Annotated in this window: 30 protein-coding genes; 18 read left to right on the forward strand and 12 right to left on the reverse strand. The window is 61.7% G+C overall.

All coding sequences use genetic code 11. The annotated features are described in order from the left end of the window. Positions 1–69: 69 nt before the first annotated feature. Both V1283_RS14480 and V1283_RS14485 read right to left on the reverse strand, forming a co-directional pair. Entirely contained in the window at positions 70–243 is a 174-nt protein-coding gene (locus V1283_RS14480) for a hypothetical protein (RefSeq protein ID WP_334387150.1), read from the reverse strand. A 209-nt stretch (positions 244–452) separates the two neighbouring features. Beyond that, positions 453–713, reverse strand: a complete 261-nt coding sequence (locus tag V1283_RS14485; RefSeq protein WP_334387151.1) for a sulfur globule protein precursor — start codon at positions 711–713, stop codon at positions 453–455. A 324-nt stretch (positions 714–1,037) separates the two neighbouring features. On the opposite strand from V1283_RS14485, the gene ndk reads away from it, so the two are divergent. From ndk to V1283_RS14500, 3 genes are all read left to right on the forward strand, one after another. After that, positions 1,038–1,460 carry a nucleoside-diphosphate kinase gene (ndk, locus tag V1283_RS14490; RefSeq protein WP_108519317.1) on the forward strand — a complete coding sequence of 141 codons (423 nt, stop codon included), beginning with the start codon at positions 1,038–1,040 and terminating at the stop codon, positions 1,458–1,460. A 62-nt stretch (positions 1,461–1,522) separates the two neighbouring features. Beyond that, complete coding sequence (locus V1283_RS14495) at positions 1,523–2,359, forward strand: TerC family protein (RefSeq protein ID WP_334387152.1); 837 nt, start codon at positions 1,523–1,525, stop codon at positions 2,357–2,359. Between the two features lie 154 nt (positions 2,360–2,513). Beyond that, positions 2,514–2,792, forward strand: a complete 279-nt coding sequence (locus V1283_RS14500; protein WP_334387153.1) for a DUF6894 family protein — start codon at positions 2,514–2,516, stop codon at positions 2,790–2,792. A gap of 144 nt (positions 2,793–2,936) precedes the next feature. On the opposite strand, the gene V1283_RS14505 is transcribed toward V1283_RS14500, so the two are convergent. Further along, positions 2,937–3,140, reverse strand: coding sequence for a hypothetical protein (locus V1283_RS14505; RefSeq protein ID WP_334387154.1), 204 nt, complete (start codon positions 3,138–3,140; stop codon positions 2,937–2,939). Between the two features lie 27 nt (positions 3,141–3,167). Here V1283_RS14505 and V1283_RS14510 point away from each other — a divergent pair, with 27 nt between their 5' ends. The 3 genes from V1283_RS14510 to V1283_RS14520 all read left to right on the forward strand — a co-directional run bounded on the left by V1283_RS14510 (position 3,168) and on the right by V1283_RS14520 (position 6,926). Next, positions 3,168–4,004 carry a Crp/Fnr family transcriptional regulator gene (locus tag V1283_RS14510; protein WP_334387155.1) on the forward strand — a complete coding sequence of 279 codons (837 nt, stop codon included), beginning with the start codon at positions 3,168–3,170 and terminating at the stop codon, positions 4,002–4,004. Between the two features lie 213 nt (positions 4,005–4,217). Next, positions 4,218–4,439: a hypothetical protein gene (locus tag V1283_RS14515; RefSeq protein WP_334387156.1), complete on the forward strand. Its 222-nt coding sequence runs from the start codon at positions 4,218–4,220 to the stop codon at positions 4,437–4,439. Between the two features lie 168 nt (positions 4,440–4,607). Beyond that, on the forward strand, positions 4,608–6,926 hold the full coding sequence (locus V1283_RS14520) for a xanthine dehydrogenase family protein molybdopterin-binding subunit (protein ID WP_334387157.1): 2,319 nt from the start codon (positions 4,608–4,610) through the stop codon (positions 6,924–6,926). Positions 6,927–7,028: 102 nt separating this feature from the next. On the opposite strand, the gene V1283_RS14525 is transcribed toward V1283_RS14520, so the two are convergent. Together V1283_RS14525 and V1283_RS14530 are read right to left on the reverse strand one after the other, a co-directional pair. After that, positions 7,029–7,682: a DUF3226 domain-containing protein gene (locus tag V1283_RS14525; protein WP_334387158.1), complete on the reverse strand. Its 654-nt coding sequence runs from the start codon at positions 7,680–7,682 to the stop codon at positions 7,029–7,031. Further along, positions 7,675–8,772 carry an AAA family ATPase gene (locus V1283_RS14530; protein WP_334387159.1) on the reverse strand — a complete coding sequence of 366 codons (1,098 nt, stop codon included), beginning with the start codon at positions 8,770–8,772 and terminating at the stop codon, positions 7,675–7,677. The genes V1283_RS14525 and V1283_RS14530 overlap by 8 nt, the downstream gene beginning before the upstream one ends. Positions 8,773–9,044: 272 nt before the next feature. Between V1283_RS14530 and V1283_RS14535 the strand changes: the two genes are divergently transcribed. From V1283_RS14535 to V1283_RS14545, 3 genes are read left to right on the forward strand one after another with little or no spacing between them, the layout of a single operon-like run. Next, positions 9,045–9,359 carry an ArsR/SmtB family transcription factor gene (locus tag V1283_RS14535; RefSeq protein ID WP_065745037.1) on the forward strand — a complete coding sequence of 105 codons (315 nt, stop codon included), beginning with the start codon at positions 9,045–9,047 and terminating at the stop codon, positions 9,357–9,359. A gap of 2 nt (positions 9,360–9,361) precedes the next feature. Further along, positions 9,362–9,826: an SRPBCC family protein gene (locus tag V1283_RS14540; protein ID WP_334387160.1), complete on the forward strand. Its 465-nt coding sequence runs from the start codon at positions 9,362–9,364 to the stop codon at positions 9,824–9,826. A gap of 41 nt (positions 9,827–9,867) precedes the next feature. Beyond that, on the forward strand, positions 9,868–10,284 hold the full coding sequence (locus V1283_RS14545) for a GFA family protein (RefSeq protein ID WP_334393061.1): 417 nt from the start codon (positions 9,868–9,870) through the stop codon (positions 10,282–10,284). A 194-nt stretch (positions 10,285–10,478) separates the two neighbouring features. On the opposite strand, the gene V1283_RS14550 is transcribed toward V1283_RS14545, so the two are convergent. From V1283_RS14550 to V1283_RS14570, 5 genes are read right to left on the reverse strand one after another with little or no spacing between them, the layout of a single operon-like run. Next, entirely contained in the window at positions 10,479–10,913 is a 435-nt protein-coding gene (locus tag V1283_RS14550) for a DUF1801 domain-containing protein (RefSeq protein WP_334393062.1), read from the reverse strand. Positions 10,914–10,951: 38 nt separating this feature from the next. Next, positions 10,952–11,410, reverse strand: coding sequence for a DUF1801 domain-containing protein (locus V1283_RS14555; protein WP_334387161.1), 459 nt, complete (start codon positions 11,408–11,410; stop codon positions 10,952–10,954). 11 nt (positions 11,411–11,421) lie between these two features. Then, positions 11,422–11,643, reverse strand: a complete 222-nt coding sequence (locus tag V1283_RS14560) for a hypothetical protein (protein WP_334387162.1) — start codon at positions 11,641–11,643, stop codon at positions 11,422–11,424. A 48-nt stretch (positions 11,644–11,691) separates the two neighbouring features. Continuing rightward, entirely contained in the window at positions 11,692–12,123 is a 432-nt protein-coding gene (locus V1283_RS14565; RefSeq protein ID WP_334387163.1) for an SRPBCC family protein, read from the reverse strand. Next, on the reverse strand, positions 12,120–12,443 hold the full coding sequence (locus tag V1283_RS14570; RefSeq protein ID WP_334387164.1) for an ArsR/SmtB family transcription factor: 324 nt from the start codon (positions 12,441–12,443) through the stop codon (positions 12,120–12,122). Before V1283_RS14570 ends, V1283_RS14565 begins: the two co-directional genes overlap by 4 nt. Before the next feature lie 259 nt (positions 12,444–12,702). Between V1283_RS14570 and V1283_RS14575 the strand changes: the two genes are divergently transcribed. Next, on the forward strand, positions 12,703–13,338 hold the full coding sequence (locus tag V1283_RS14575) for a class I SAM-dependent methyltransferase (protein WP_334393064.1): 636 nt from the start codon (positions 12,703–12,705) through the stop codon (positions 13,336–13,338). A 23-nt stretch (positions 13,339–13,361) separates the two neighbouring features. Here V1283_RS14575 and V1283_RS14580 read toward each other — a convergent pair whose 3' ends face one another. Next, complete coding sequence (locus V1283_RS14580; RefSeq protein ID WP_334387165.1) at positions 13,362–13,766, reverse strand: four-helix bundle copper-binding protein; 405 nt, start codon at positions 13,764–13,766, stop codon at positions 13,362–13,364. Between the two features lie 319 nt (positions 13,767–14,085). Here V1283_RS14580 and V1283_RS14585 point away from each other — a divergent pair, with 319 nt between their 5' ends. The 8 genes from V1283_RS14585 to V1283_RS14620 all read left to right on the forward strand — a co-directional run bounded on the left by V1283_RS14585 (position 14,086) and on the right by V1283_RS14620 (position 23,742). Then, entirely contained in the window at positions 14,086–14,640 is a 555-nt protein-coding gene (locus V1283_RS14585; protein WP_334393065.1) for a sigma-70 family RNA polymerase sigma factor, read from the forward strand. Then, a complete protein-coding gene (locus V1283_RS14590) occupies positions 14,637–15,278 on the forward strand; it encodes a DUF1109 domain-containing protein (protein WP_334387166.1) in 642 nt (213 codons plus the stop codon). Before V1283_RS14585 ends, V1283_RS14590 begins: the two co-directional genes overlap by 4 nt. 630 nt (positions 15,279–15,908) lie before the next feature. Continuing rightward, positions 15,909–16,262, forward strand: coding sequence for a hypothetical protein (locus tag V1283_RS14595; protein WP_334387167.1), 354 nt, complete (start codon positions 15,909–15,911; stop codon positions 16,260–16,262). Positions 16,263–16,364: 102 nt separating this feature from the next. Beyond that, positions 16,365–16,766: a FixH family protein gene (locus V1283_RS14600; RefSeq protein WP_442895860.1), complete on the forward strand. Its 402-nt coding sequence runs from the start codon at positions 16,365–16,367 to the stop codon at positions 16,764–16,766. Continuing rightward, a complete protein-coding gene (locus V1283_RS14605) occupies positions 16,763–18,163 on the forward strand; it encodes an efflux RND transporter periplasmic adaptor subunit (RefSeq protein WP_334387169.1) in 1,401 nt (466 codons plus the stop codon). The genes V1283_RS14600 and V1283_RS14605 overlap by 4 nt, the downstream gene beginning before the upstream one ends. Further along, a complete protein-coding gene (locus V1283_RS14610; protein WP_334387170.1) occupies positions 18,160–21,321 on the forward strand; it encodes an efflux RND transporter permease subunit in 3,162 nt (1,053 codons plus the stop codon). Before V1283_RS14605 ends, V1283_RS14610 begins: the two co-directional genes overlap by 4 nt. Positions 21,322–21,443: 122 nt before the next feature. Further along, the gene (locus V1283_RS14615; protein ID WP_334387171.1) at positions 21,444–22,766 is read left to right on the forward strand and encodes an FAD-dependent oxidoreductase; all 1,323 of its coding nucleotides are present in this window, start codon (positions 21,444–21,446) and stop codon (positions 22,764–22,766) included. 22 nt (positions 22,767–22,788) lie between these two features. Further along, a complete protein-coding gene (locus V1283_RS14620) occupies positions 22,789–23,742 on the forward strand; it encodes an alpha/beta fold hydrolase (protein ID WP_334387172.1) in 954 nt (317 codons plus the stop codon). A 272-nt stretch (positions 23,743–24,014) separates the two neighbouring features. Here the strand turns inward: V1283_RS14620 and V1283_RS14625 are convergent, their stop codons facing one another. Beyond that, a complete protein-coding gene (locus V1283_RS14625) occupies positions 24,015–25,181 on the reverse strand; it encodes a caspase family protein (RefSeq protein ID WP_334387173.1) in 1,167 nt (388 codons plus the stop codon). Between the last annotated feature and the right edge of the window lie 70 nt (positions 25,182–25,251).

Genomic DNA, 25,251 nt, shown 5'->3' on the forward strand with positions numbered 1-25,251 from the left:
ACCCGGCGCCAAACGCAACCCATTTATCGGCAAAATCAGCTATCGGCAAAGTCAGTGATCCAGCGGCCCTCAATGCAGTTCGTTGTCACGGCGCCGCAGTTCGTCGACGAGCTCGCGCAAACGCGGTGACAATTCAGTTTCGGGGCGCAGATTTTGCTGTAGCCGTTCGCCGACGGCGTCGCAGATCGACACACATGTCTTGTGATCGATCTGTTCGAAATCGTTGTTGATTCGGCTATCCATCGGCAGTCTCTAGAGTTCCACCTCACGGCATTCGCAAGGCTTGAGTGATATTCGGTAGGTCAAGTCACGGCGGCGAAATTTGTTTCCGTGCATGCCCGTATGCGTTCGCCTCCTGGTGGTCGAATTACCTCCGGCAAGCCGGTTCCACGGCAAAAAAAGCCCCGGCGCGGCGGCCGGGGCGTCAGTCTCGGGGGGAAGCTCAAATCAGGTCAGTAGCAGCGGTTCACCAGCCGCCAGCGCGGACCCCAGGGGGTCGGAACCAGGCGCCGCGCGTAGCAGCCGCCATATTCGCCGCCGTAATAGGCCGGGCCGCCGATGAAGACGCGGGGCCCACCCCAGCCGTGATAACCGCCATGATGCCAGCCGCCATGGTGCCAGCCGCCGCCCCAGGCAGAAGCCGCTGTCGGCGCCAGCGCGGCCGCACCGAGCGAAGCCGCGGCCACTGCAACGAGCGAGAGTTTGCGTAACATGATCGTCTCCTCAATGTTTCGGTGCCGGTTGGCACCATCAGTGAGATCGGGTCCCGTGACGCCTTGGGCCGGCGGATGCGCGTGCCCTGCGTTCGATCGTCTGTAAGTCTACGGCCGGGAAGCTGAATGGGGACGGCACGGCGGCTTCAGACTGGGTTCACTTCCGTGAAATTGCTGTAATCTGCGCCCTCTCGGGGCGCGTCCGCCGCCCGAAAACGCGCCAAAAGGGATGGCAGGCGCGTCACACGGTCGCTTGCCGTCGTGAGGTGGCGCCGATATAAGCCCCGCAACCCTCCAATCAGCGTTTTGCAAGGACGTAAAACAATGGCGATTGAACGCACTTTCTCGATCATCAAACCGGACGCGACCGAGCGCAATCTGACCGGCGCCGTCAACGCGCTGATCGAGAAGGCGGGGCTCCGTATCGTGGCCCAGAAGCGCATTCGCATGACCCGCGAACAGGCCGAAACCTTCTACGCCGTTCACAAGGCACGTCCATTCTTTGGCGAACTGGTCGACTTCATGACCTCGGGTCCGGTCGTGGTGCAGGTGCTGGAAGGCGAGGGCGCCGTTCTGAAATACCGCGACGTGATGGGCGCGACCGATCCGTCGAAGGCGGCGGACGGCACGATCCGCAAGGTCCATGCGAAGTCGATCGGCGAGAACTCGGTGCACGGTTCGGATGCACCGGAGACCGCCGCGATCGAAATCGCGCAGTTCTTTTCCGGTAACGAAATCGTCGGCTGATCTTGGCAAAGCGGCAAGCAATAGCCGCGTATAACGGCTGAAAAAGCCCGGGGGAGATTGTTGTGAACTGGCTCTGGCAAGTCTTGGATCCCGCGTCGATCTCGGCGTTCTTCACCCAGTTCCAGACCGAGATGCAGCAACCGACTTTCTGGGTTGCGCTCGGCAAGATCATGTGGATCAACATCCTGCTGTCGGGTGACAACGCGCTTGTCATCGCGATGGCGTGCCGGGGCTTGCCGCCGCGCCAGCGGTTCTGGGGCATGGTGCTTGGCGCCGGCGTTGCCGTTTTCCTGCGCATCATCTTCACCGGCATCGTCGTGACGTTGATGGCGCTGCCGTACCTCAAGCTGGTCGGCGGATTGGCGCTGCTGGTGATCGCGGCAAAGCTGCTGGTGCCTGAACAAGAGGACGAGAGCGGTGTGGACGCGGCTTCGCATCTATGGGCAGCCGTGCAGATCGTGGCGATCGCCGACATCGTCATGAGCCTCGACAACGTCATCGCGGTCGCCGCGGCGGCCAATGGCAGCATTCCGCTGCTTGTCATCGGGCTCGCCATCAGCGTTCCCCTGATCGTCGCCGGTGCCGCGCTGATCATGGCGTTGCTGACGCGCCTGCCTGCCCTGGTGTGGGCCGGCGCGGGCCTGCTCGGCTGGATCGCCGGCGAGGTGATGGCGACGGATCCCGCGGTGCAGCCGGCGTTGCTCGCGTTCTTCAACGGTCCGGTCGGTGTCGGCCTCGATGGACTCCTCAAATCGCTCGGCATGGCGCCGCAGTTCGCCAATGGCGGGCATGGCGGCGAGGTGGTCCTTGGAATCATCGGCATCATCATCGTGCTCGTGGCAGGATCGATCTGGCGAAAGCGCAAGCTGCAGGGCGCCGAGCATTCCGCTACCGCATAGGCAGGGACCTCAGACCGTGTGCGTAAATCGCAGGCACACGGTAGTGGACCCGCGGCCATAGCGACCGGCGCCATCGACCAAGCGAGGTGTTCCGGGCCAGGAACATTTTAGCCGGATCCTGACTTCCTAGTTCTGGACGACACGAAGGACTGCCATGGCGGTGAACAAGCCGGTGGGCAGCCGGACGCTAGGGAATGCCCTCATGCCGCGTTATTTTTTCAACGTCTACCACGACAGGGCCGAACTGGACGAGGAAGGGGAAGAACTGCCAGATGTGCAGGCCGCGTGGCGGGAAGCAACGGTAACCGCGGGGCAGATCATCCAGGACCTCGACGGCAGGCTGAAGCCTGGCAAGGACTGGCGGCTGGAGGTTACCGACGAATTCGCAAATCCGCTGTACGTCATTCACGTCAGCGCCGACCGAGCCAAGTGAACTCACCCAAGTAAGCTCACCCAAGTAAACTCACCCAAGTAAATCCGCTCAAGTGAATCCACTGAAGTGAATCCCTGGCTCGGACAGGCGCCGCAACGCTGTTGGCGCCGCGACCTGTCGACGGTCCGCCAGACGATGGTCGAGCTATTTGGGGCCCTGCAAAGCGGGTGATGACAACCAGCGGTCGATGGCGGCCGCAGACTCGGTTGAGACCGCCGTCTCCAACAGACGGTCGCGTTCATGCCCGGGCGGCAGGCTGGCGGCCTTTTCGCGGGCGCCAAGTGCAATTTGCCTGAGCCGCTCTTGAAGCGGCTGCGGCGGCCGGCTGCGATTGCGCTTTTTCGTCATGGCATATCTCCCTGTTGGCCTTGATCCTTGCATGTCGGGAGAGATGCCTCCTTAACCTTTGTTGGGAACCGGCATCGGTCAGCGCCGTTTCGTTCAAGTCACTTAAGTCGTTTAATTGGAGGAGACGCGAGCTTGGACCGGGATTTGGTTTTGGCGGCCTTGTTGCGGCGGCTCGATACCGTCTCGGGATTGAATGACGCGGACATTGCTGCAATGCGGACGCTTCCGATCGTCGTTCGCCAGTGGGAAGCCGGACGAGCCATTGTATCTGATGGCGACCGTTCGACGGATTGTTGTCTTGTTATCGAAGGGTTTTGCGTCCGCGCCAAAACGACCGCCGGTGGCCGGCGGCAGATTCTCTCGATCCATATTGCCGGGGAAATTCCCGACCTCCAGAACCTGCATCTGCACAGGATGGATCACGATCTCATCGCGGTGGTCCCGTCAACGCTCGGCTTTATCAGCCACACTTCGTTGCGCGCTCTGACGCGGGCCAAACCGAACATCGCCGAAGTGCTGTGGCGCGACACGCTGATCGATGCCGCGATATTTCGGGAATGGATCGTCAACGTCGGTCAGCGGCCGGCCGCGAGCCGGCTTGCTCATATCGTTGTTGAACTGCGCACGCGCCTTGCCGTCGTGGGCCGAGCAGCCGGTGACACGTTAGAAATGCCGCTGACGCAGGAGCAGATTGGCGAGGCGCTGGGCGTCACGTCGGTACATGCGAACCGTGTCATCAAGCAGCTGCGAGACGAGAATATCCTCGATATCAGCAAGGGGCGCGTGACGGTGCTTGACGAGGCGAAGCTTGCGGAATTGGCGCAGTTTGACGACCGCTATCTTCACCACGATCCGTCCCTGTAAGCGCGCCTGCCGGCGCAAGGCACCTGTGAGGTGAGCCGTGTCTTGTATCGGACCGATCAATGGCGATTTTGTTCATCGTCCGGGAACGATTCCCTATTGGGAAAATTATGCAATTTGTGTCCAAGGGATAGACACATCAAACTTCAAGCGGCTGCCGATTGCATTCCTGCTGCCAAGGTGCGTTGGCGGCCGCTGCTTTTGCTTGCGACCATCATGAAGGACTTTTCCAATGCGAGCTTCCCGCCCGAGGTGATCTCGGTGATGGAAGTGGCGCTTGACGCCGCGGTGGCTACACTTCCCGAGCCGGTGCATTCCGGTCACGTTCAAGCCATCGCCGAAGCGATCTTGCGCGCGGCCCATAGCGGAGAGCGCGACCCGATCGTCCTGCAAAGACTTGCACTGCTGGAATTGCAGCTCACCCGACGTGATCGTTGAACGCTTTGTGTCTGGCGCCATTGCCTGGAGGCAGGTAGGGCGCGGAATGGTGTCCGAGGCTTGCATGATCGTTGAATCCCGGGGCGCTCGGCGCGCCCGCTGCCCGTCTGCATTGGTGTCAAGCTCACGGTATTGCCTTTGCCGGCGGTCGGTTCCATACAGCTTCATATGACCGAACCGTTACTGGGGCGCAGCGTCAACCGGCTCGAAGACGAGCGGTTCGTGCGCGGACGCGGGTGCTACATCGCCGATCTCGTGGCGCCAAACGCGCTTCATGGCGTCGTCGTTCGCTCGCCGCACGCCCATGCGGGCATTGTCGCGATCAGCGTCGATGCGGCGCGCCAGATGCCCGGCGTCGCGGCCGTGCTCACCGGACAGGAATTGGCCGCCGACAATATCGGCCCGCTGCCGTGCGCGGTGACCAGTATCCCGATGACCACGCCGCTCGTGGTGCCACCCTGTCACGCGCTGGCGCGCGACGCCGTGCGCTATGTCGGCGAGCCGGTGGCGTTCGTGGTCGCGGAAAGCACTGAGGCCGCGCGCGATGCCGCCGAGGCCATCGTCGTCGACTATGCGCCGCTGCCGCCCGTGGTCTCGATCGCGGATGCCGTTCTGCCGGACGCCCCGTCGATCTGGCCGGAGGCGCGGGGCAATATCGCGTTCCAGTTCAACCGCGGCGAGGTCGGCCCGGTGGAAGCGGCGATCCGCGACGCCGCCCATGTCGTGGAATGCGAGCTCGTCAATAACCGCGTCGTCGCCGCTCCGCTGGAGACGCGCGGGGCGCTGGGGGAGTTCGATGCCGCGAGTGGCCGTCTGCACCTGACCGCCTCGGCCGCCGGCGCGCATGCGATCCGCGACCTGCTCGCCGACGGTGTGTTTCGTATCGGCAGGGAAAAACTTCGTGTCAGCATTCCCGACGTCGGCGGCGGCTTCGGAATGAAGAACGTTCTCTATCCGGAATGGGTGCTGGTGCTGTGGGCGGCGCGGCGCCTCGGCCGTCCGGTCACGTGGGTCGGGGATCGCAGCGAGGATTTTGTCGGCTCCGCCCATGGCCGTGACAGCCTGGTCCGGGCTCGCCTGGCACTCGACCGCGATGGCCGCTTCCTCGCGCTCGACACAAAGGTCCTCGCCAATCTGGGCGCCTATGTCTCGACGGTGGCGCCGTCCGTGCCGACCAGGGCCATGGCGAGCGCAACGGGCGGCGTCTACGACATCCCGCTGATCGCCTTTCAGTCCAGCGGCGTGTTCACCAACACGACGCCGGTCGACGCCTATCGCGGCGCCGGCAAGCCGGAGGCGAACTACCTGATCGAGCGCTGCATCGATATCGCGGCCGACCAGCTCGGCATGGATGCGCTGAAGCTGCGGCGCAAGAACATCTTTCGCCGGTTTCCCCATCCAAGCGCGATGGGGCTTACGGTCGAGCAGGGCAGCTTTGCGCACGCGATCGATCACGCGGTCAAGGCCGCCGCGGGATTCGACGCGCGCCGGCGAAGCTCGCGCAAGCGGGGCAGGCTGCGTGGCCTGGGCTACGCCTGCTTTCTCGAAACGTCGCGTGGTCAGCCCAATGAAGTGGCGGAAGTGCGCGTCGGTGACGACGGCCGGATTGATCTGATGGTCGGCACGCATTCCAACGGTCAGGGCCACGAGACCACGTTCGCACAGATCGCGGCCGATGCGTTTGGCTTGCCGGCGGAGCGCTTCCGGTTTCGGCAAGGCGATACGGACGATCTCGATTCCGGCGGCGGGCATGGCGGGGCGCGCTCGATGCATCAGGGCGGCACCGCACTGCTGATGGCGGCCGAGGGCGTCATCGAGAATGCGCGGCGGCTTGCCGCGCGCCTGCTGCAGGCCGGCGTGGATACTGTTCACTACGAAGCAGGCCAGTTGCGCGTGGCTGCGACCGGGCAGGAGATCAGCCTCGAGGAGGTGGCGCGCGCCTCGTACCAGACGCCCGGCGACGATGTCGCGCCCGGCCTCGCGCACAGGGCGACCCATTTGTGCGATCGCTACACCTTTCCCAACGGCTGCCATATCGCCGAAGTCGAGATCGACCCGGAGACCGGTGGGGTGAGGCTCGACCGCTACGTCATCTTCGATGACTATGGCCGGCTGCTCGATCCGCGCCAGACGCTGGGGCAGGTCCATGGCGGCGTGGCGCAGGGTATCGGCCAGGCATTGTTCGAGCATGCGCTGTTTGATGCGGAGACCGGGCAGATCCTCTCGGGCTCGCTGATGGATTATGCGCTGCCGCGCGCGGATGATCTTCCGGCGTTCGAGGGCAGCCTGACGGACGACTTTCCAAGCGGCGCCAACCGGTTGGGCGTGAAGGGAAGCGGTCAGGCCGGCGCCATCGCGGCACCCGCCACCATCATGAACGCGGTGATGAATGCGCTCGCGCCGCTCGGCGTGCGGCATCTCGACATGCCCGCAACGCCCTCCCGGATCTGGCATGCGATAAAGGCGGCGCAAGCGCAGTCGCGTTAGCGCGCTGACACGCGTCACCGAGAAAGAGGCACAGCCTAAGCTGTCGGGGACTCGGTGTTGACGAAAGCGGAGAGGACTTCGAAAAGCAGTCCAACAAAATTATTAGGAAGCAAAATCAGTAAGGTAGTCTGCGATGGGTTTAAACGAATTATGCGCCACAGGCACAAGATGATAGTGTTTTGGCTCCCTGAAGACTTTACCTAGCGGAATGAATGGATCTGAAGCGCAGCGAACTGCCAAATTGGCGCGAAGCCAAGCCTTCCCGAAACGAGATTCACTTCGCCATTTATCTGCAAGGACAGTTGCAAGATAGTGATCGGTTTTCTCCCCATTTATCCGATCTGCCCAATGCGCTGAATCAAGGCACAATCTCTCTAAATGCCCCTCGCGCTTGTCCCAAGGCATCATCATTATCGCAATTGATGGCTTCCCGGTGGTTCTCACTCTACTTGCTGTCGGCGCACTTCCTGCGCCAAATACCTGTTCAACCTGGACACGAACAGCCTGAAAGTTTACTTCGGGAGTGTCGTCATTGTCCGCTACAATCAGGATTCGCCCGAACTGAGCGAACGTTCTGGGGTATTCGATTCTATATGCGCGCAGAGCTCCAGCGAAGTTGCGGTTTCCTTGCGCGTCCCAAATGTGGAAATCAGGTAGCCTTCGCTGCTCGATCAGTCTGTGAAAAAAGAAACAATCCTCTGGTCCTTCACACAGCAAAAGCCGTGGGAACTTAGGTTTGTCCTCTTTTTCAGCCACGCACCTCAGCTCCAAATTCAATTCCTGATTTCAGGGTTATCCCATCAAATCTGAACAGCTCGGGTTTCCCGCTTTCATCCCTCTCAATTCGCCAAAACGCGAAATCATTCATCGTCTCGTCATCAACGGCAGTGGTCAATGATCGAAGCCATTCCGCGCTATGAGTTGAAAGAAACAGTTGGCTTTCGCTGGCCTTCGAAAAAGAGATGAGCCATCGCCAGAAGGACTCATGATGCTTGTGGTATAGGCCATTCTCTATCTCATCCACGAGCACAACGGATCGAGAGTGCGAAGCCATAACCAATAAGATACTCAAGATGCGATTGATGCCGCTAGAAATGCTATTCAGTGGGACTTTTTCTTGCATGTCTTTTAGGGTGGCGTGAATGACGGGTTGTCCCGCCAAGACTTCAATGGATAGGTCTTCGATCCACGGATATTCCTTCACAAACAACTCGACAAATCTGCGATGCTGACGGGCTTTGCTTAGTTCCGAAAATCGTGCAGCGTTTTCGGCGGCCCCACCTATGGACGTGCTAGAAAAAAAGAAAAAATCGGGCAGATGCTCTCGCTCGGGGGGGAAGGATAATTGGGTGCCCTTGAACATAGGAGACCCATCGTATTCCTGACCCGTGTGATCTTTCCAAACGAAATTATAGGACCCAGACGATCCGGGGCTGGAAGAGTCTGACAAAGGAATTAGCGTTTGCGCGGGTCCCCTGTTGATAAACACAGACCTCGCTTCGGGTCCGGACCCCGATAGGATGATTGAAATAGGCAGCCTAGTGTTGAAATTGTAAAACAAGTCGCCCCAGAGGGCATCTTCTACTTGCCGGGTACTACCGCTTACAGCTCCGTCGAAACCTCGGGTTTGACGATTGCGAACAGCAATTTGCGCATTCCCGCCCAAGGCAAAGAAGGTAGCCTCGAGGAGAGCAGTCTTTCCGGCACCATTGTCGCCTACGACAATATTTATCCGCTTGCAGTCAGCGAGGCGCAGGTGTTCGAAACACTTATAGTTCCGAATCTCAATGTCATGAATCATCAGATACTCAGAAGGTAAGTGCGGGCGCGCCAAATCAGAGGTCATAGCTTAACCTCCGGTCGCCGACCGGTATACCCCGGTTCTTTGGGTACGGTAAGTATAAGATCGTCAATAACGGGGTACGCAACCGGGTTCAGGCCTGCTGGGATTGCGATGGTGCTCGCAAAGGCGCCGGGCGCAACGGTCGAATCCGGTCGCTATCCGTCGCCAGTCTTGATCGTCTCCAATCACAGCAAGGTGACGAATGATCTGGTTTCGCTGCCGCTTGACATGCAGGTATTTACCTGCATATTATATTTTCCGTAAGAGCGAGACCAATGCAAGCCGACAAGGTTTTCAAAGCGCTGGGCGACCCGACACGCAGAAAGCTGCTTGATCTTCTTTGTGAGAAGAACGGGCAGACGCTCGGTCAGCTCTGCGAAAACCTCGACATGGCCCGGCAATCCGCCACCCAGCACCTCGAAATCCTGGAGGCGGCCAATCTGGTGAGCACGGTGAAGCGCGGCAGGGAAAAGCTGCATTTCATCAACCCCGTGCCGCTTCACGAGGTCTACGAACGGTGGGTACGGAAATTCGAACGACAGCGGCTCAGCCTGCTGCACGATCTGAAGAAAGAACTCGAAGGAGAATGACGATGACCAAAGAGACGACCAGCTTTGTCTACGTGACCTATATCCGCTCGACGCCGGACAAGGTGTTCGCGGCGATCACGAAACCGGAGATCGCAAGGCGTTACTGGGGCCACGAGAACGTCTCAGACTGGAATCCCGGATCGAAATGGGAGCATGTCCGCGCCAATGATGAGCGGACCGTCGAACTCGTCGGCAAGGTCATCGAGGTCTCGCCGCCGACACGTCTCGTCATCACTTGGGCGAATGCGTCGCAGGCCTCCGATCCTTCCGCCTCCAGCCGGGTGACGTTCGAGATCGAGGAATACGAGGACATGGTCCGGCTGACCGTCAGCCATGATGAACTCGTCGCCGGCAGCGGGATGGCGAACGGCATCAAGAAGGGGTGGCCGGTCGTCCTTGCCAGCCTGAAATCCTTGCTGGAAACCGGCCAGGGACTCGACGTTTTCGCCAAGCCGAAATCGGCTTGATCCCTGCCGTATCAATCAGGAGCGGGAGAATGACCATGACCATGACCAAGCCCTATGCCGGCGGATGTGCCTGCGGCGCGATCCGTTATGAGACGAGCAGCAAACCCATCGTCGAAAGCCACTGCCAATGCCGCGATTGCCAGAAACGAAGCGGCACAGGGCATGGATCCTATCTGGTCTTCCCCCGGCGAGCCGACGTCAGCATTGCGGGTGAAGCGAAAGACTGGCGGGTAGCTGGCGACAGCGGCAACGAAAAGGTCCACGCCTTCTGCCCGACCTGCGGAACGCCGGTCTACCTGACATTCGTCGCCATGCCGGAGCTGATAGCGGTCCACGCGACCAGCCTTGACGACTCAGGCCAGTTCAATCCGCAGATGGTCACGTACGGCATCCGCGGCCACGCCTGGGACACGATGGATTCCTCGTTGCAAAAATTCGAGCGAATGCCGCCTGGTTAAGTGTTGCCGGGAGCCATACCAATGCTGGCGGGCTCAGGAATTTGAAATTCCGGCGCTTCTGATCGGGGAACCAGGTCGTGGCGCGCTTGCTCCGCCGCCTATTTCCGTTCGCCGGCCAGCGCCCTGCGTCGACGGCAGCGCGGACGATCTCGACCACGATCCTGCGAAGGCGCAGCTTTGCGCCTTCGTCTCCCTCACGCGGTCTTTGCTTTCTTCCGGGAGCGGGCAGCCCGCGCCGACATGTTCAGTTCCGCAGCGGCGCGAATGAGCGCCTTCAATGCTTTTTCGTTGATCTTGTCGCCCTCGTGGATATCGATGGCACGCCTGACGTTGCCTTCGAGGCTTGAGTTGAAGAGGTCTGTCGGGTCGTCCAGCGCGGCGCCCCTGGCAAAGGTCATCTTCACGACCGCCTTGTACGTCTCGCCGGTGCAGATGATGCCGTCGTGCTCCCACACCGGGACGCCGCGCCACTTCCACTCCTCGACCACATCGGGGACGGCCTGCCTGATGATGCTCCGGATACGCGCGAGCGTCTCGCCCCGCCAATCGCCCAACTCCTTGATTCTCGCATCGATGTGCCGGGAGGGAGAGCCTCCTGCTTTTGCTTCGTTCGCGCCGCTTTTCTTCATGCCTGTTGTCGCCTTCTTCGTGGCCGTTGTCGTTCCGCTCACAGTCGTTCTCCGGGCAATTGACTTGCTTGCTTCACCCAGGCGACAAACTGCGCATCGTCGAGGTGGTCGTCCTCGTGAATGTCGAGGTAGCGGGTGTCGCTGCTCTTGGACTCACCGGGCGGGACCGGTCGCAGCGACGTGCCGCGGAAGAACGTCACCTTGACGTACTTCGTGAAGCAGTGAAAGGCGAGGAACCAGCCGCCCTGATCCTCGACGCCATAGAAGGGCGTGTTCCATTTGACGGCCTTGCGCACACCGGAGACGGTGCGCACGATGAGGGCGTCGAGGTGCCGCCCGACGTCGCGTTTCCAGCCCGGCATGGCGGCGATGTAGGCCTGCACGGGCGCGTCGCCGTCCGCCTTCGCGATTTGAGGATTGCCGCCTGAGAGCAGGACGGGCTTTGCGGCGGCCTTTTTTTCGACCTTCTCCGATCTCGCGGACGCCTTGCCGGGCATTGCGTTCACTCCTATCCGCTGATGCCCCGAGCGCCGCGCCATTTGGCGGCATAGGGCAGCGCGAACATGTACAGGCCGGTGAGCAGGAGCAAGATCAGCGGGAACAGCGCCAGAAGGCCAACCCAGATAGCTTGTTTCTCCTGCATCATGGCGATGACGTTGACAATGACGGCGACCGTGAAGGCAATGGACAGCCAGCGGTGGATTTGCCGAATAGATGCATTCCAGTTCAATGAGACCTCCCTTGATTTAAAGCGATCCGGAGCGCGATGCGGCGGATTTCAATCCGCCCGCGCCAAAACATCTTCAAGCTTCGCGAAGAATTGCTGCCAGCCGGCGTGGGCGCCGCCAAAGGCCTGCTTCTGATCCGGCCGGAAGCCCGACTGCTCCATGCGCAGCAGCGTTCCCGCGCGCGTTGGCGTGAGCGTAAACGTCACCACGCTCTGCAGATTGAAGGCCGTATCCTCGTGCTTGAAATTCCAGGTATAGGACAGCGCCTTGTTCGGCTCGATGGCGAGCACCTCGCAGTCCAGTACGCCGCCCCAGTCGCCGCGAAGATTGAACTGGTGACCCACGACTGGCTTGAAGTCGTTCTTCATCAGCCATTCCTCCATCAAATGCGGCTGCGTGAGTGCGCGCCAGAGTTTTTCCGGCGGATGCGGCATCTCGCGTTCGACGACGACGGAGCGGGTTTCGGTCGTGATATTGGTCATTGGTCCATCCGTTTGAGCAGATCTTCGAGATCGTTGAATTTCCTCTGCCAGAACCCCGCCATCTCGCTTGTCCAGTCGATCAGCGGGGCCAGGGCGCCGAGTTGCGCGCTATAGTGCGTCTGTCGGCCTTCGTGGCGATCGCGCACCAGCCCGGCCTGCTTGAGAACGCCGAGATGTTTTGAGACCGCCGGTTGCGAGATCCCGGCCCGCGCCGTCAGGGCCCCCACCGTCTGCTCGCCTTCGCGGCACAGCCGCTCGAAGATCGCCCGACGGGAAGGATCGGCAAGGGTTCTGAAGAGCACGTCTTGGGCGTTCGGCATCTGGGATCGATAACCTCTGGGTTATTGGTTGATCCATAACCGTAGAGATATGGGTTGGTCAAGTCGGAATGTGCGATAGCAAGCTCTCACGAAGAGAACCGCCAGTTCCTGATCTTACCATATCCTGTTGGTTATGCATTCTCGCCTGCTCTCGCGGCCGCCCGCGAAGCAGGCTGCAGGCGCGAACAGTGCGACATGATCGTTGGCTCGTTGCCGCAAACGGGCGGCATGGCCATGTAGGGACAAGGAGATGAAGCTCATGGAAGATGCCAGCCGTCAGGCCCATTGGGAGAACGTCTACACCACGAAGGGCGAGAACGAGGTCAGCTGGTTTCAGCAAAACCCGGCGCCTTCGCTCGAATTGATCGTGCAGGCGGGCGCCGTCAGCAATTCGGCCATCATCGACATTGGCGGCGGCGCTTCGCGGCTGGTCGACAATCTCATCGAGCAGGAGTTTCAGGATGTCACCGTGCTCGATCTGTCGGGCGCGGCATTGGCTGCCGCCAAGAGTCGCCTTGAGAGTCGCCTTGGCGCCCGCGCAGAGCGCGTTCACTGGATCGTCGCGGACGCGACAACCTTTGAGCACGTCAAGTCCTACGATATCTGGCACGACCGGGCGGCGTTTCACTTTCTCACCGACGAGAAAGACCGCACCGCCTACATCGCCCGCCTCAAGCGCGGCCTGAAAATCGGCGGGCATGCCATCATCGCCACCTTCGCGCTCGACGGTCCCGAAAAGTGCAGCGGCCTGCCGGTTGCCCGCTATGACAGCGCGAGCCTCGGACAGGCGCTCGGCACCGCGCTCAAGCTGGTGCACACGCAGCGGCACGAGCACGCGACCCCGTGGGGTTCCCGACAGATCTTCCAGTTCAGCGTATTCAGGCGCGAAGGCTGATTCAGGTCCGCGATCGGCGCGTATCAGTGCGCCATGCCGCGTGCCAGTTCCTGGCAGGCCTCCATGCAGCGGCGGCAGCTTTCCGCACAGATGCGGCAATGTTCATGCATGGATGCGTGCTTCTGACACTCCTCCGCGCAAAGCCGGCACGCGGCGGCGCAGACGCTGAGCATGCGGCGCATCACCTCGTCATCGGAACCCGTCCTGCGGGTCATGATGCGGCCGGTGATGTTGCAGATGTCGGCGCAATCCAGGTCCAGGCGGATGCACTGGGTCAGCTCCTGCACCATGCGCTCCGACAGGCAGGCGTCGGCACAGGAGGTGCAGGTCTGGGCACAGGAGTAACATTCCTCGATGCAGCGGATCAGGGCGTCGTTGATCTGGCCCTGGACGGCCGGGTGGGTGCCGATCATTTCGCGGACGTGCATGGTGGGCTCCATACTTGAGGGCCGGCCGCAGACGGGACGGCCGCTACCTCAAACTACAAGCGACCGAAAATGTTCTGGCCGTCGGCAATAATCAATTCTGACGGTCTCGGCCTGACCGGATTGATCCAGCCCAAGGCGATGCGCCAAAACTGGATTATGTTAACGAAACCAGTTGTTTCGTGATGGAACTTCGCTTCCCATCATGGGCCGGATTGTGCGGTAGTCTCGGCTATCTGCCGCCTCCAAAACCTCCGCGAGTTTTCTTTAAGGCGGATGTAACCAGATCGGCCGCGTGAACGAACTAAGAGACAAGGCGAGCATGACCGCGGAAATAGACCTAAAGGCACTGATGCTTGCCAGCCAGGATGGCGATGCGGCCTCGCACCGCACGCTGCTGGAGCGGTTGAGCCGCCATTTGCGCGCCTATTACAAGAACAAGCTCGCGAGAATGGGCCGAGGTGCAGCGGAAGCAGAGGATTTGGTCCAGGAAGCCGTGTTGGCCATTCATATCAAACGACACACCTACGATCCCGCCGAGCCATTCACCCCTTGGGTACACGCGATTGCGCACTACAAGCTGGTCGATTTCCTGCGGCGGACGCGAGCGTCGTTCGCCGACGTGCCCATCGACGAAGCCAATGCAATCACGGCGAATGACGATCATGTCAATGCCGAGAGCACCTTTGACGTCAGGCAATTGCTGAAGCGGCTGCCGGAAAGAATGCAGTGCGCCATCCAGGCCGTGAAAATCGACGGATTGAGCATCGCTGAAGCGGCGGAGCGGTGCGGCACTTCAGAATCCGGGGTGAAGGTCAACATTCATCGCGGGCTGAAGGCGCTGGCGGCATTCATCGCGCAGAGGACGACAGCATGAAAACCGACGAGCTGGTCACCGCGCTCAGCATGAGCATCGAACCGGTCAATCGCCGACTGGTTAACCGTAGTGTTGGCATCGCGCTTGCGGTTGGAACGGTCGTAGCGATTGGCGTCATATTCGTTGGGCTGGGCGTCCGGGCCGATTTGACGACGCCTCGCGCCGTGATGTTCCTGCTCCTGAAACTCGCGTTCGCGATCGTCACCGTGGGCGTCGCATCCACCTATTTGACACGGTTGGCACGTCCGGGAGGGGAGCGAAGAATTTCCGCTGGATTGGCTCTAATACCGTTCGCCGCGATCGTGCTGCTTGCCGTCATCAGCCTTGGACAGGCGCCCAACTCGCACTGGGACAGGATGGTGATGGGCAATGATTGGCTTGAATGCCTCCTTTCGATTCCGGTCATTGCCATCGTGCCGTTTGCAGTGGTGATCTGGGCAGTGCGAAGGGCGGCACCGACCAATCTGGTCCGCGCAGGGGCCTTCAGCGGTCTTGTTGCGGGTGGCGTGAGCGCGATGGCTTATGCGCTTCACTGTACCGATGACTCGCTGCCCTTTGTCGCGGTGTGGTACGGCGGCACGATTGTGCTGTGCACACTGGCGGGTGCCGTATTGGGGCCTCGGCTGTTGCGCTGGTGACGCGACCGATTGCGCGCTTCACGTCGGCGTGAGCTTGTAACCGTCAGGCCATTTGCTCCGAACTCATCACTGGAAGCGCAAATCACGTGCTTCAGCACAAGATAGGAGCCGGACCATGTTAAAGAAAAGCCTTGTCGCACTCTCGCTTTTAGTGCCGCTGGCGGCGCTGTCCGCAACGGCCCAAGCGGGCTCGACAATAACGGACAAGAATTATTGGCCGAATGAGGCCAGGCGAACCGCGCCGGTTGAAACTGGTATCTCGCGGGGCGACGCGTATTCAGCGTTCGCCTATGACCGGACAGGATCACGCTTGCAACCTGTGGCCAGTCCGAATGCTGCTGGATCTGCATGGCGCTATCAGGGCGGCCCCAAGTCCCGCTAGTTCTCAGGCAAGAGCTGATATCCATTGAATCGGCCCGAAGCGATTGGGTCGCCGGAAATGGAGGGCGGGGAAACCGAGCCCTATACCCGTTGTACTGTTTGGGCCGGATGGCCACGCGCCGTTCATGCGTTTCGTCGGCAAGCAGGCCGTTGGCTGACTTGCAAGTGGTTAACCACTGGGCGCTTTCCCGACGAATTTGTGAACAAACGGCTCTTTCCAGCACTCCGCCCCTGTGAGAGTGTCGCACTATGAATGTTCGCCAATTGTTCAAGCTCCTGCTCGCGCTCTTAGTGTCGGCGGGCCTGACGATTGCGCCGCTGGCCACGCCTGCGGCGGCCGAGCATCTCATGCCCGCCACGATGATGCCGATGGCGGATATGTCCGCTGACATGCCGTGCTGCCCGGACAAGCAAAAAAGCAACGGTTGCCAAGATTGTCCGCTCGTCGCGATCTGCATGTTGATGGTGTTGCAAACCGGACCGTCAACCGACGCCATAGCGATGGGACCGCCCGCGCGTGAGCGGCTGCACGCGCTCGACGACGTGATGGCTGACGAATTGGCCCGTCCACCTCCCGACCATCCTCCTCGACATTTGGTCTGACCGGCGTTGCGACGCCGGCTGATTCCGCGTGGCCGTAGGCCGCGCGGACGACGCACGCCGCGAAAGCGGCGGACCAAAAAATCGAGGATTAAGAAAATGAGGATGATTCAGCTTTCGCGCACCCTTCGGGTTGCGCTGATTGGCGTTGCAATAATCGGTAGCGCCACCTTCGCTTTCGCCGACGTGAAGAATTACGAATTCAGGCTCGTCGAACCGACCGTCAAGGCTGGTCCGGACAGGACCATTGCCGTGAAGCTTGTCGACAAGACGACGGGAAAACCAGTTCCTGAGGCCGTCATTTTCGCTACGCGTCTCGACATGGCCCCCGACGCGATGCAGGAGATGGCCACCAAGGTCACCGCGATGCCGGTGACCGAGCCGGGCGTCTACCGGTTCAAAGCCACGTTCGGCATGGCCGGCCGGTGGCAGTTGTCACTCGGCGCTAAGGTGCAGGGTGAAACCGGCACGGTCGAAAACAAACTCGTCATCCAGGCCGACCAATGAAGCGGTCGGTTCTGGTTGGAATCGCCGCTGCCGTCACGGCTGCGGCGATCGCAGGCGTCCTCTCGCGTTCATATCTCTGGCCGAGCAGAGAGACGAAGCACGCACACGTCATGGAGCAGGCGCGCGCCGAACCTGGCGCTGCGATCTACTATCAGGACCCGGACGGCAAGCCTTTCTACTCGCTGACGCCGAAGAAAACGCCTGATGGCCGCGACTACCGCGCTGTCCCAGCGGGCGCCGACGTAAGTTTCGACGATCCGGCGGAAGTGGCGGCTGCAGCGCCTGCCGATCGCAAGATCAAGTATTACCGCAATCCGATGGGCCTGCCGGATGTTTCGCCGACACCCAAGAAGGACTCGATGGGGATGGACTTTATCCCCGTCTACGAAGGGGAGGACAGCGACGACGGATCGGTCAAGCTGTCGCCGGGCAGGATCCAGCGCTCCGGCGTCAAGTCGGAGCCGGCTGCGATGCGCGTGATCCGCACGACTGTGCGCGCTCCCGGTACCATTCAGCTCGACGAGCGCCGTGTCTCCGTGATCGCGATGCGCGCAGAAAGCTATGTCCAGAAGGTCGCCGACGTCACCACCGGGGCGCATGTCGTCAAGGGGCAGCCGCTGATGGAAATCTACAGTCCGGCGATTTCGTCGGCGGCGGCCGAATACATCTCGACGCTCAATTCCAAGGTCACCGGCGGCGACGGGCCCTATGGCAGGGGCTCGCGCCAGCGGCTGATGAATCTCGACGTGCCCGAAGCGGCCATCGCCGCCATGGAGAAGGGCCGCAATGTCCCGATCGGGATCGAATGGACGTCGCCGCGCGACGGCATCGTTCTCGAACGCAACGTCACCGAAGGCATGCGCGCCCAACCCGGCGCGACACTGCTCCGGATCGCCGATCACTCGGTGGTGTGGGCGATCATCGACGTCGCCGAGCGCGATCTGGGGGCGATGGCCGCCGGCCAGCGCACGATAGTGCGCGCGAGAAGTTTTCCGGGGCGGGAATTCGCAGGCAAGATCAACGTGATCTATCCGCAGATCACCAAGGAGACGCGGACGGCGCGGGTGCGGGTCGAATTGCCCAATCCGGATCTGCTGCTGATCCACGACATGTATGTCGATGCCGAGATCGAGACTGGAAGTGCGGAATCCGTGCTCGCCATTCCCGAAAGTGCGGTGCTGGACAGCGGCAGCCGGCAGGCCGTGCTGGTGGACAAGGGGGAAGGGCGGTTCGAGCCGCGCGAGGTCAAGCTCGGCCATCGCGGCGAGGGCTATGTCGAGGTCCGCGCAGGCCTCACCGAGGACGATCCGGTGGTCACATCAGCCAATTTCCTGATCGATGCCGAAAGCAATCTGAAGGCGGCGCTGAAAGGATTTTCGGAAGGGACCCAGCCATGATCGCCCGCCTCATCGCGTGGTCGGCGCGCAATCTGCTGCTGGTGTTCTTCGGCACGACCTTCGCCGCCGCCGCCGGCCTCTACGCGCTGGCGCATCTGCCGCTCGACGCCATTCCTGACCTCTCGGATACGCAGGTGATCGTCTACACCGAGTATCCGGGGCAGGCGCCGCAGGTGATCGAGGATCAGGTCACCTATCCCCTGACCACGGCCATGCTCACGGTGCCGCGCTCGAAAGTGGTGCGCGGGTTCTCGTTCTTCGGCGTGTCGTTCGTCTATGTCATCTTCGAGGACGGCACCGATATCTACTGGGCGCGTTCCCGCGTGCTGGAATTCCTCAACAGCGCGGCCTCGCGGCTGCCGGCTGGCGTGACGCCGACCATCGGTCCCGATGCCACCGGCGTCGGCTGGGTCTACCAATATGCGGTCATGTCGAAAGAGCTGAACCTTTCCGACACCCGCGCCATTCAGGACTGGAATCTGAAATTTGCGCTGGCCAAGGCGGAAGGCGTCGCCGAGGTCGCCAGCGTCGGCGGCTTCGTGCGGCAATACAATATCGTGCTCGATCCGCAGCGGATGCGCGATCTCGGTATCACCATGCCGAAGATGCGCGACGCGATCCGCGCCAGCAATGCGGATGTCGGCGGCCGCACCGTCGAACTGTCCGAATTCGAATACGTCATCCGCGGCAAGGGCTATCTGAAGGGGATCAACGATCTCGGCAATATCGTGCTCAAGGCCAATAACGGCACGCCGGTGCTGCTCAGGGACATCGCCCGCGTCGAACTGGGACCGGACGAGCGGCGCGGCATTACCGAGCTCAACGGCGAGGGCGAGGTGGCGAGCGGCATCGTGCTGCAGCGTTTTGGCGTCAATGCGCTGGACGTCATTCAAAACGTCAAGAAGCGCTTTGCGGAGATCGCTTCCAGCCTGCCGAAATCGATCGAGATCATGCCGGTCTACGACCGCTCCAACCTGATCAAGGCCGCCATCGATACGCTGAAGAACACGTTGCTGGAGGAGTGCATCATCGTTGCATTGGTGTGCATCGTGTTCCTGCTGCACGTCCGCAGCGCGCTGGTCGCCGTATTGATGCTGCCGGTCGGCGTGCTGATGGCGTTCGGCGCGATGAAGCTGTTGGGGCTCGGCTCCAACATCATGAGCCTCGGCGGCATTGCGATCGCGATCGGCGCGATGGTGGATGCGGCGATCGTCATGATCGAGAATGCCCACAAGCATCTCGAGCGGGCGAAGCCTGGACAGTCGCGGGTCGCGATCCTGATCGAGGCGGCATCGCAGGTCGGCCCGGCGCTGTTCTTCAGCCTGTTGATCATCACCGTCTCGTTCATGCCGATCTTCACGCTGGAGGCGCAGGAGGGCCGGCTGTTCAGCCCGCTGGCCTTCACCAAGACGTTTGCGATGGCGGCGGCGGCGATCCTGTCGGTGACGCTGGTGCCGGCGCTGATGGTAGCGTTCGTGCGCGGAAAGATCATTCCGGAGCACAGGAATCCGATCAACCGTTTCCTGATCTGGATTTACCGACCGGTCATCAAGGCGGTGATGCGCGCCAAAATAGTGGTGATCCTGATCGCGCTCGCCGTTCTGGCGGTGACGGTGTGGCCAGCCCGGCAGCTCGGCACCGAGTTCATGCCCAATCTGAACGAGGGCACGCTGCTCTACATGCCGACCACGCTGCCCGGTCTTTCCGTCACCAAGGCAGCCGAATTGCTGCAGATGCAGGACCGGATCATCAGGAGCTTTCCCGAAGTGGCCTCGGTGTACGGCAAGGCCGGCCGCGCGGCGACCGCGACCGATCCGGCGCCGACCGAGATGTTCGAGACCATCATCAACCTGAAACCGAAAGCCGAATGGCGGGCAGGGCTGACGCTCGAGGCCCTCACAGCCGAAATGGACAAGGCGCTGCAGTTTCCCGGCGTCTCCAACGCCTGGACCCAGCCGATCAAGGCGCGCATTGACATGCTCTCGACGGGGATTCGCACGCCGATCGGCGTCAAGGTGATCGGCACCGATCTGGTCGAGATCGACCGGCTGGCCAAGCAGGTCGAGCAGGTACTGCGGACGGTGCCGGGGACGTCGTCGGCCTATGCCGAGCGCGGCATCGGCGGCTACTACCTCGACATCATGCCCGATCGCGCGGCACTCGCGCGCTACGGCATCATGATCCAGGATGTGCAGGATGTGATTGCGACCGCGCTCGGCGGGCAGACCGTGACGACCACGGTGGAGGGCCGCCAGCGTTTCGGCGTCAACATGCGCTATCCGCGCGATCTGCGCAGCGACCCCGCATCGATCGCGCGCGAGGTTCTGGTGCCGATGCCCGCGGGCGGCGCCGTGCCGCTGGGGGAAGTGGCAAAAATCGCGCCGGCGCGCGGGCCGACCTCGATCCGGACCGAGAACGGCCAGCTCGCGGTCTATGTCTACGTCGATATCAGGGACCGCGACATCGGCGGTTACGTCGCCGATGCGCAGGCCGCCGTCAAAGCCGGCATTCAGTTTCCGCCGGGCGCCTATCTGATGTGGAGCGGCCAGTATGAGTATCTGGAGCGGGCGGCGGCGCGGCTAAAGATCGTCGTGCCGGTGACGCTCGCGATCATCTTCCTGCTGCTCTATCTCAACTTCCGCTCCCTGACGGAAACCCTGATCGTGATGCTGTCGCTGCCGTTCGCACTGGTCGGCGGCCTCTGGCTGATGTGGTGGCTCGGCTTCAATTTGTCGGTCGCGGTCGTGGTCGGCTTCATCGCGCTGGCCGGCGTCGCCACCGAGACCGGCGTGGTGATGCTGATCTATCTCAATCAGGCGCTCGACGAACGGCGGGCGCGCAAGGCCGCCGATGGCGGCGCGCTGACGCGAAACGACCTCTACGACGCCATCATGGAAGGCGCGGTCGAACGCGTGCGTCCGAAGATGATGACGGTGGTTGCGATCATGGCGGGGCTGCTGCCGATCATGTGGAGTACCGGCACCGGCTCGGAAATCATGCAGCGCATCGCCGTGCCGATGATCGGCGGCATGATCTCCTCGACACTGTTGACGCTGATCGTGATCCCGGCGATCTATGCGTTGGTCAAGGGCGCGGAGCTTGGAAAGGTGCCTGTGACGAAAGCGGAGCCCGGACAGGCCGAAGCCAGTGTCATCTAGGCGTTGTTTGCAACCTGCTTGAGCTGACCTTTTGGTGGTGGGCTTCCGACCCAAACTTGTGACGCCCTTCACCATTGCCCCAAAAAAGATCGGATAAGCTTGGTCCTTCCAGGAGGAAGACGATGGCAGATCTTGCAAGATGTCATGCCGTGGTTATTGGCGCCGGCATGGCCGGCCTTACGGCCGCTCAGGCGATCTCAGGGCATTTCGGGAAAGTCACGATCATCGAGCGTGACGTGCTTCCTGCCGGGGCCGCGCCCCGAAGCGGCACGCCGCAGGCCCAGCATGCCCATATGCTGCTCGCGGGCGGGCTGAAGGCGCTGCAGAGCCTGTTTCACGGATTTGAGAACGATCTGGCGGACGCAGGCGCCGTGAAGATCCGCACGGGCAAGGATATAAGGTACGAGCGCCCCGGGTTCGATCCTTTCCCGATTCGCGATCTCGGAATTCACGTTTTCTGCATGTCACGCCCGCTGCTCGAAGCCGTTACCCGACGACGCGTTCAGCAGACCCCGAATATCGACATTTGCGTGCGCTCCCGCGTGACCGGGCTTGTCGCGTCGCGTGATGCAAAGCGGATCGAGGCGGTCCGTTATGACAGCGAAGATGGGCCTGTGACCCTGGAAGCCGACCTGGTTGTTGAAGCCTCAGGCCGCTGCGGCCTGACGCTGCAGCTGCTCGAAGAGCTTTCTCTCGAGAGGCCCGAAGAAACCCAAATCGGCATGGACCAGGCTTACGCGAGCACCATCGTCGAGCGGCCGATCGATCACAATGCCGACTGGCTCGGCAATATCATCCTGCCGTCCGCACCCGCCAGCAGCCGCGGAGCGTTCCTGTTTCCGATCGAGAAGCAGCGATGGCTGCTTTCCGTCGGAGCCAATCATGGCGATGCGCCTCCGGGCGACCGCGCGGGATTCATGGATTTCGTCAGGAGCCTGCGCACCCCGACCATCTATGACGCGGTCAGGGACGCCCGACCGCTGACTGATATCGTCCGTTACAAGCTGCCTTGCAGCACACGGCGGCATTTCGAGCGCCTGGAGTCTTTCCCGGCGGGTCTGCTCGTCACAGGCGATGCGCTTTGCCGCTTTAATCCGGTCTTCGGCCAGGGCATGAGCGTGGCAGCACAGGAAGCCGTGATTCTGGACCGGTTGTTGGCGGAAGGTGTCCCCATGGAGCGCCTGGCGCATGATTTCTTCGCTGCCATTCAGGAGACCATCGCGACGCCGTGGGGCGTTGCCGTCAGTGATTTCGTCTATCCTGCTACGCGCGGTGTTCGCCCCGCCGACCTCGCCCAGCGCCTGCAATATGGTGTAGCCTTGACCAAGCTCGCCGCGCAGGACCCCGAGGTGCACCGGCTGACGGCGGAAGTCTCGCAGCTACTCAAGCCGCAGGCCGCGCTGCGCGAACCGGCGCTTGTGGCGCGCGTGGTGTCGCTGATGTGACGGCAATGTGGGGGAGGCGACGGTGGACTTTGTCACTGTCCAAAACGGAGCGATCGAGCTCAATGTGGCGGTCAGCGGCTTGGGGCCGCTGATCGTCTGCGTGCATGGATTCCCGGAGCTCTCGTACTCCTGGAGGCACCAGATGGCGCACTTCGCGGCACGGGGCTTTCGGGTGGCCGCGCTCGACGTGCGCGGCTACGGACGAAGCTCGAAGCCGAAAGAAATCTCGGCCTATACGCTGCGTCATCTCGCGTCTGATGTCGTTGCAGTGATCGATCATATGGGAGATGGCCCGGCCGTTCTGTTCGGCCACGACTGGGGCGCGCCCATCGTGTGGCATACGGCACTGCTTCATCCCGACAGGATCAGGGCGGTAGCCGGTCTGAGCGTGCCGTTCCGTCCGCGCGGACCGGCGTCCTTCATCGAACTGGCCCGATCCATCTACAAGGGGCGCTTTTTCTACCAGATCTACTTCCAGCAAGAGGGCGTCGCGGAGGCGGAGCTGGAAGCGGACACCGCAAGTGCCCTGCGCAAATTGTATTTCGCGCTGTCCGGGGCGGCGCCACATAACAAGTGGCTCGAGCCGAAACCGCCGGAGGCGAGGCTGCTGGATGGCCTCATCGATCCGCAGCCCTTTCCGGACTGGATGAGCGAGAGCGATCTGGCCGTCTATGCCGATGCGTTTCGGGCTGGCGGCTTTCGTGGCCCGCTCAACCGATACCGCGCGCAGACTCTCGACTTCGCCGATCTGGCCGAATTGGGCGGACGCAGCATTACGCAGCCATCGGCTTTCATCGCCGGCGAGCGCGATCCCGTGCGTGCCTTCGTTCCGGGAGTAGACCTTTACGCCGACCCCGGAATCGCCTGCTCCGATTTCCGCGGCTCCACCATCATCCCGGGTATCGGACATTGGGTGCAGCAGGAAGCGCCAAACGAGACCAACACGGCGCTCGAAGCGTTCGTGCGGCGGCTGTAGCGCGGCAGCCGCTTCACGCGACAAGATAGATCTCTTCGCCGAGCGTAGGCACCATTGCCCTTCCCATCCGAAGCCCGCTTTGGATCATCAACCGACTTCAGACGGCGTCCGAGCTATGTCCGTAGATGGCGTCCGAGCTATGTCCGTTCATCGCGCCCCTATAAACAGACATCGTTACCCTGCGTCGGCATGTCTCAAAAGGCGACCTGACCAATATTATCCGCTTATTTGCAAAGCAGACGCTAGCCAAGAATCTTTGGCGCAGCAGAGCGTCACTGCAGGCTCCGCTTCCAGTAACCGGTGCCGAGTTTGCCGGTGATCACCGCTGCCGTGTCGCGGATCTCGTAGGAGCCGCCATCGTCGTAACCGGTGAGCCCCCTGTTTGCGTGGATCGACCAGTGGCCGTTGACGGCGGCGATCGTGCCTTCATGCGCAGGCGCTGCGCGCGGTCCTTCGGCGCGGAATTTGTAAGTGCCGTCACCCATGATGCGCCAGATCCAGCGCGACATCCCGCGATCACTCGGCACCATGATCTCCCAGGTCCCGACCAGCGCCGGATCGATTGCCAGAGAAGAAGGCGCGGGTGCCACCCTCGATGGTGCACTCGCGTCCGCTGGCGTAGCATTCGCCTGGTTTGCGGCCACCTGGTCGGCTGACGACGGCTGGCCCGCAAGATAGATCGCCTTGCGCGAGAGCGAGCCGTAGACGAAGGGCTGCTGTTCGTTCCTGGTCACCTCCATAACGTCGTCGCGGACGTTGCGAAGCATGAAGGTGACCTCAACCCCCGGCGTTTCGATATTGTGCAGGAGCGCCGCGGTAAACGGGCTGTTTCGCCCGTCCCCGTCGAGAGCGGTAGTGCCGTCTCGAGCGGCATAAGCGACCAGCACGTTGCCGACCGGCTCGATACGGCCGAGGCCGCCGCCGATTACCGCGCGCAGGGCCAGCGATCGGGACATCTTCGCAACGAATGGATTGTTGCGGCAGGCATCGAGTACAACAAGGCCGAGGCTTGTGGTGTTCGACACCTGCAAAATCACGCTGCGGAGGCTGACGGCTTCATTCGCTGCGTCGGTGTCCTTCTTCAATTCCGCATCAACCGGGATCAACCAGTTTTCGCCGCTGATTTCCATGCCGTGGCCGGCAAAGAATACCGCCGCCATATCGGCGCCCGCCGCATCGCGCCCGAGCGCGATAAGGCTTCGCCGCATCTGGTCAAAGGAGGCGTTGGTGACAAGGGTCACGGCGAAGCCGAGACGAGTTAGCGCCGCGGCGATATCAGCTCCGTCATTAGCTGGATTGGGCAGCGTCGGCACGTTCCTGTAAGTGCTGTTACCGATCACCAACGCCACGCGCTTGCCATCAGCCAAGGCGGGCGAGACAGCGAAGCCGGTAAGCGCCGCGAGAACGCCCAATCCCAGAATAAATCCGCGTCGGCTCATGCTGGCCCCGGTTCACACCTAGTGGCATCATTTTCTACAGCAACCGCAGCGAAGCAGCTACGGGATTGGC

Source organism: Bradyrhizobium sp. AZCC 2262, assembly GCF_036924535.1.
Classification (GTDB): Bacteria; Pseudomonadota; Alphaproteobacteria; order Rhizobiales; family Xanthobacteraceae; genus Bradyrhizobium.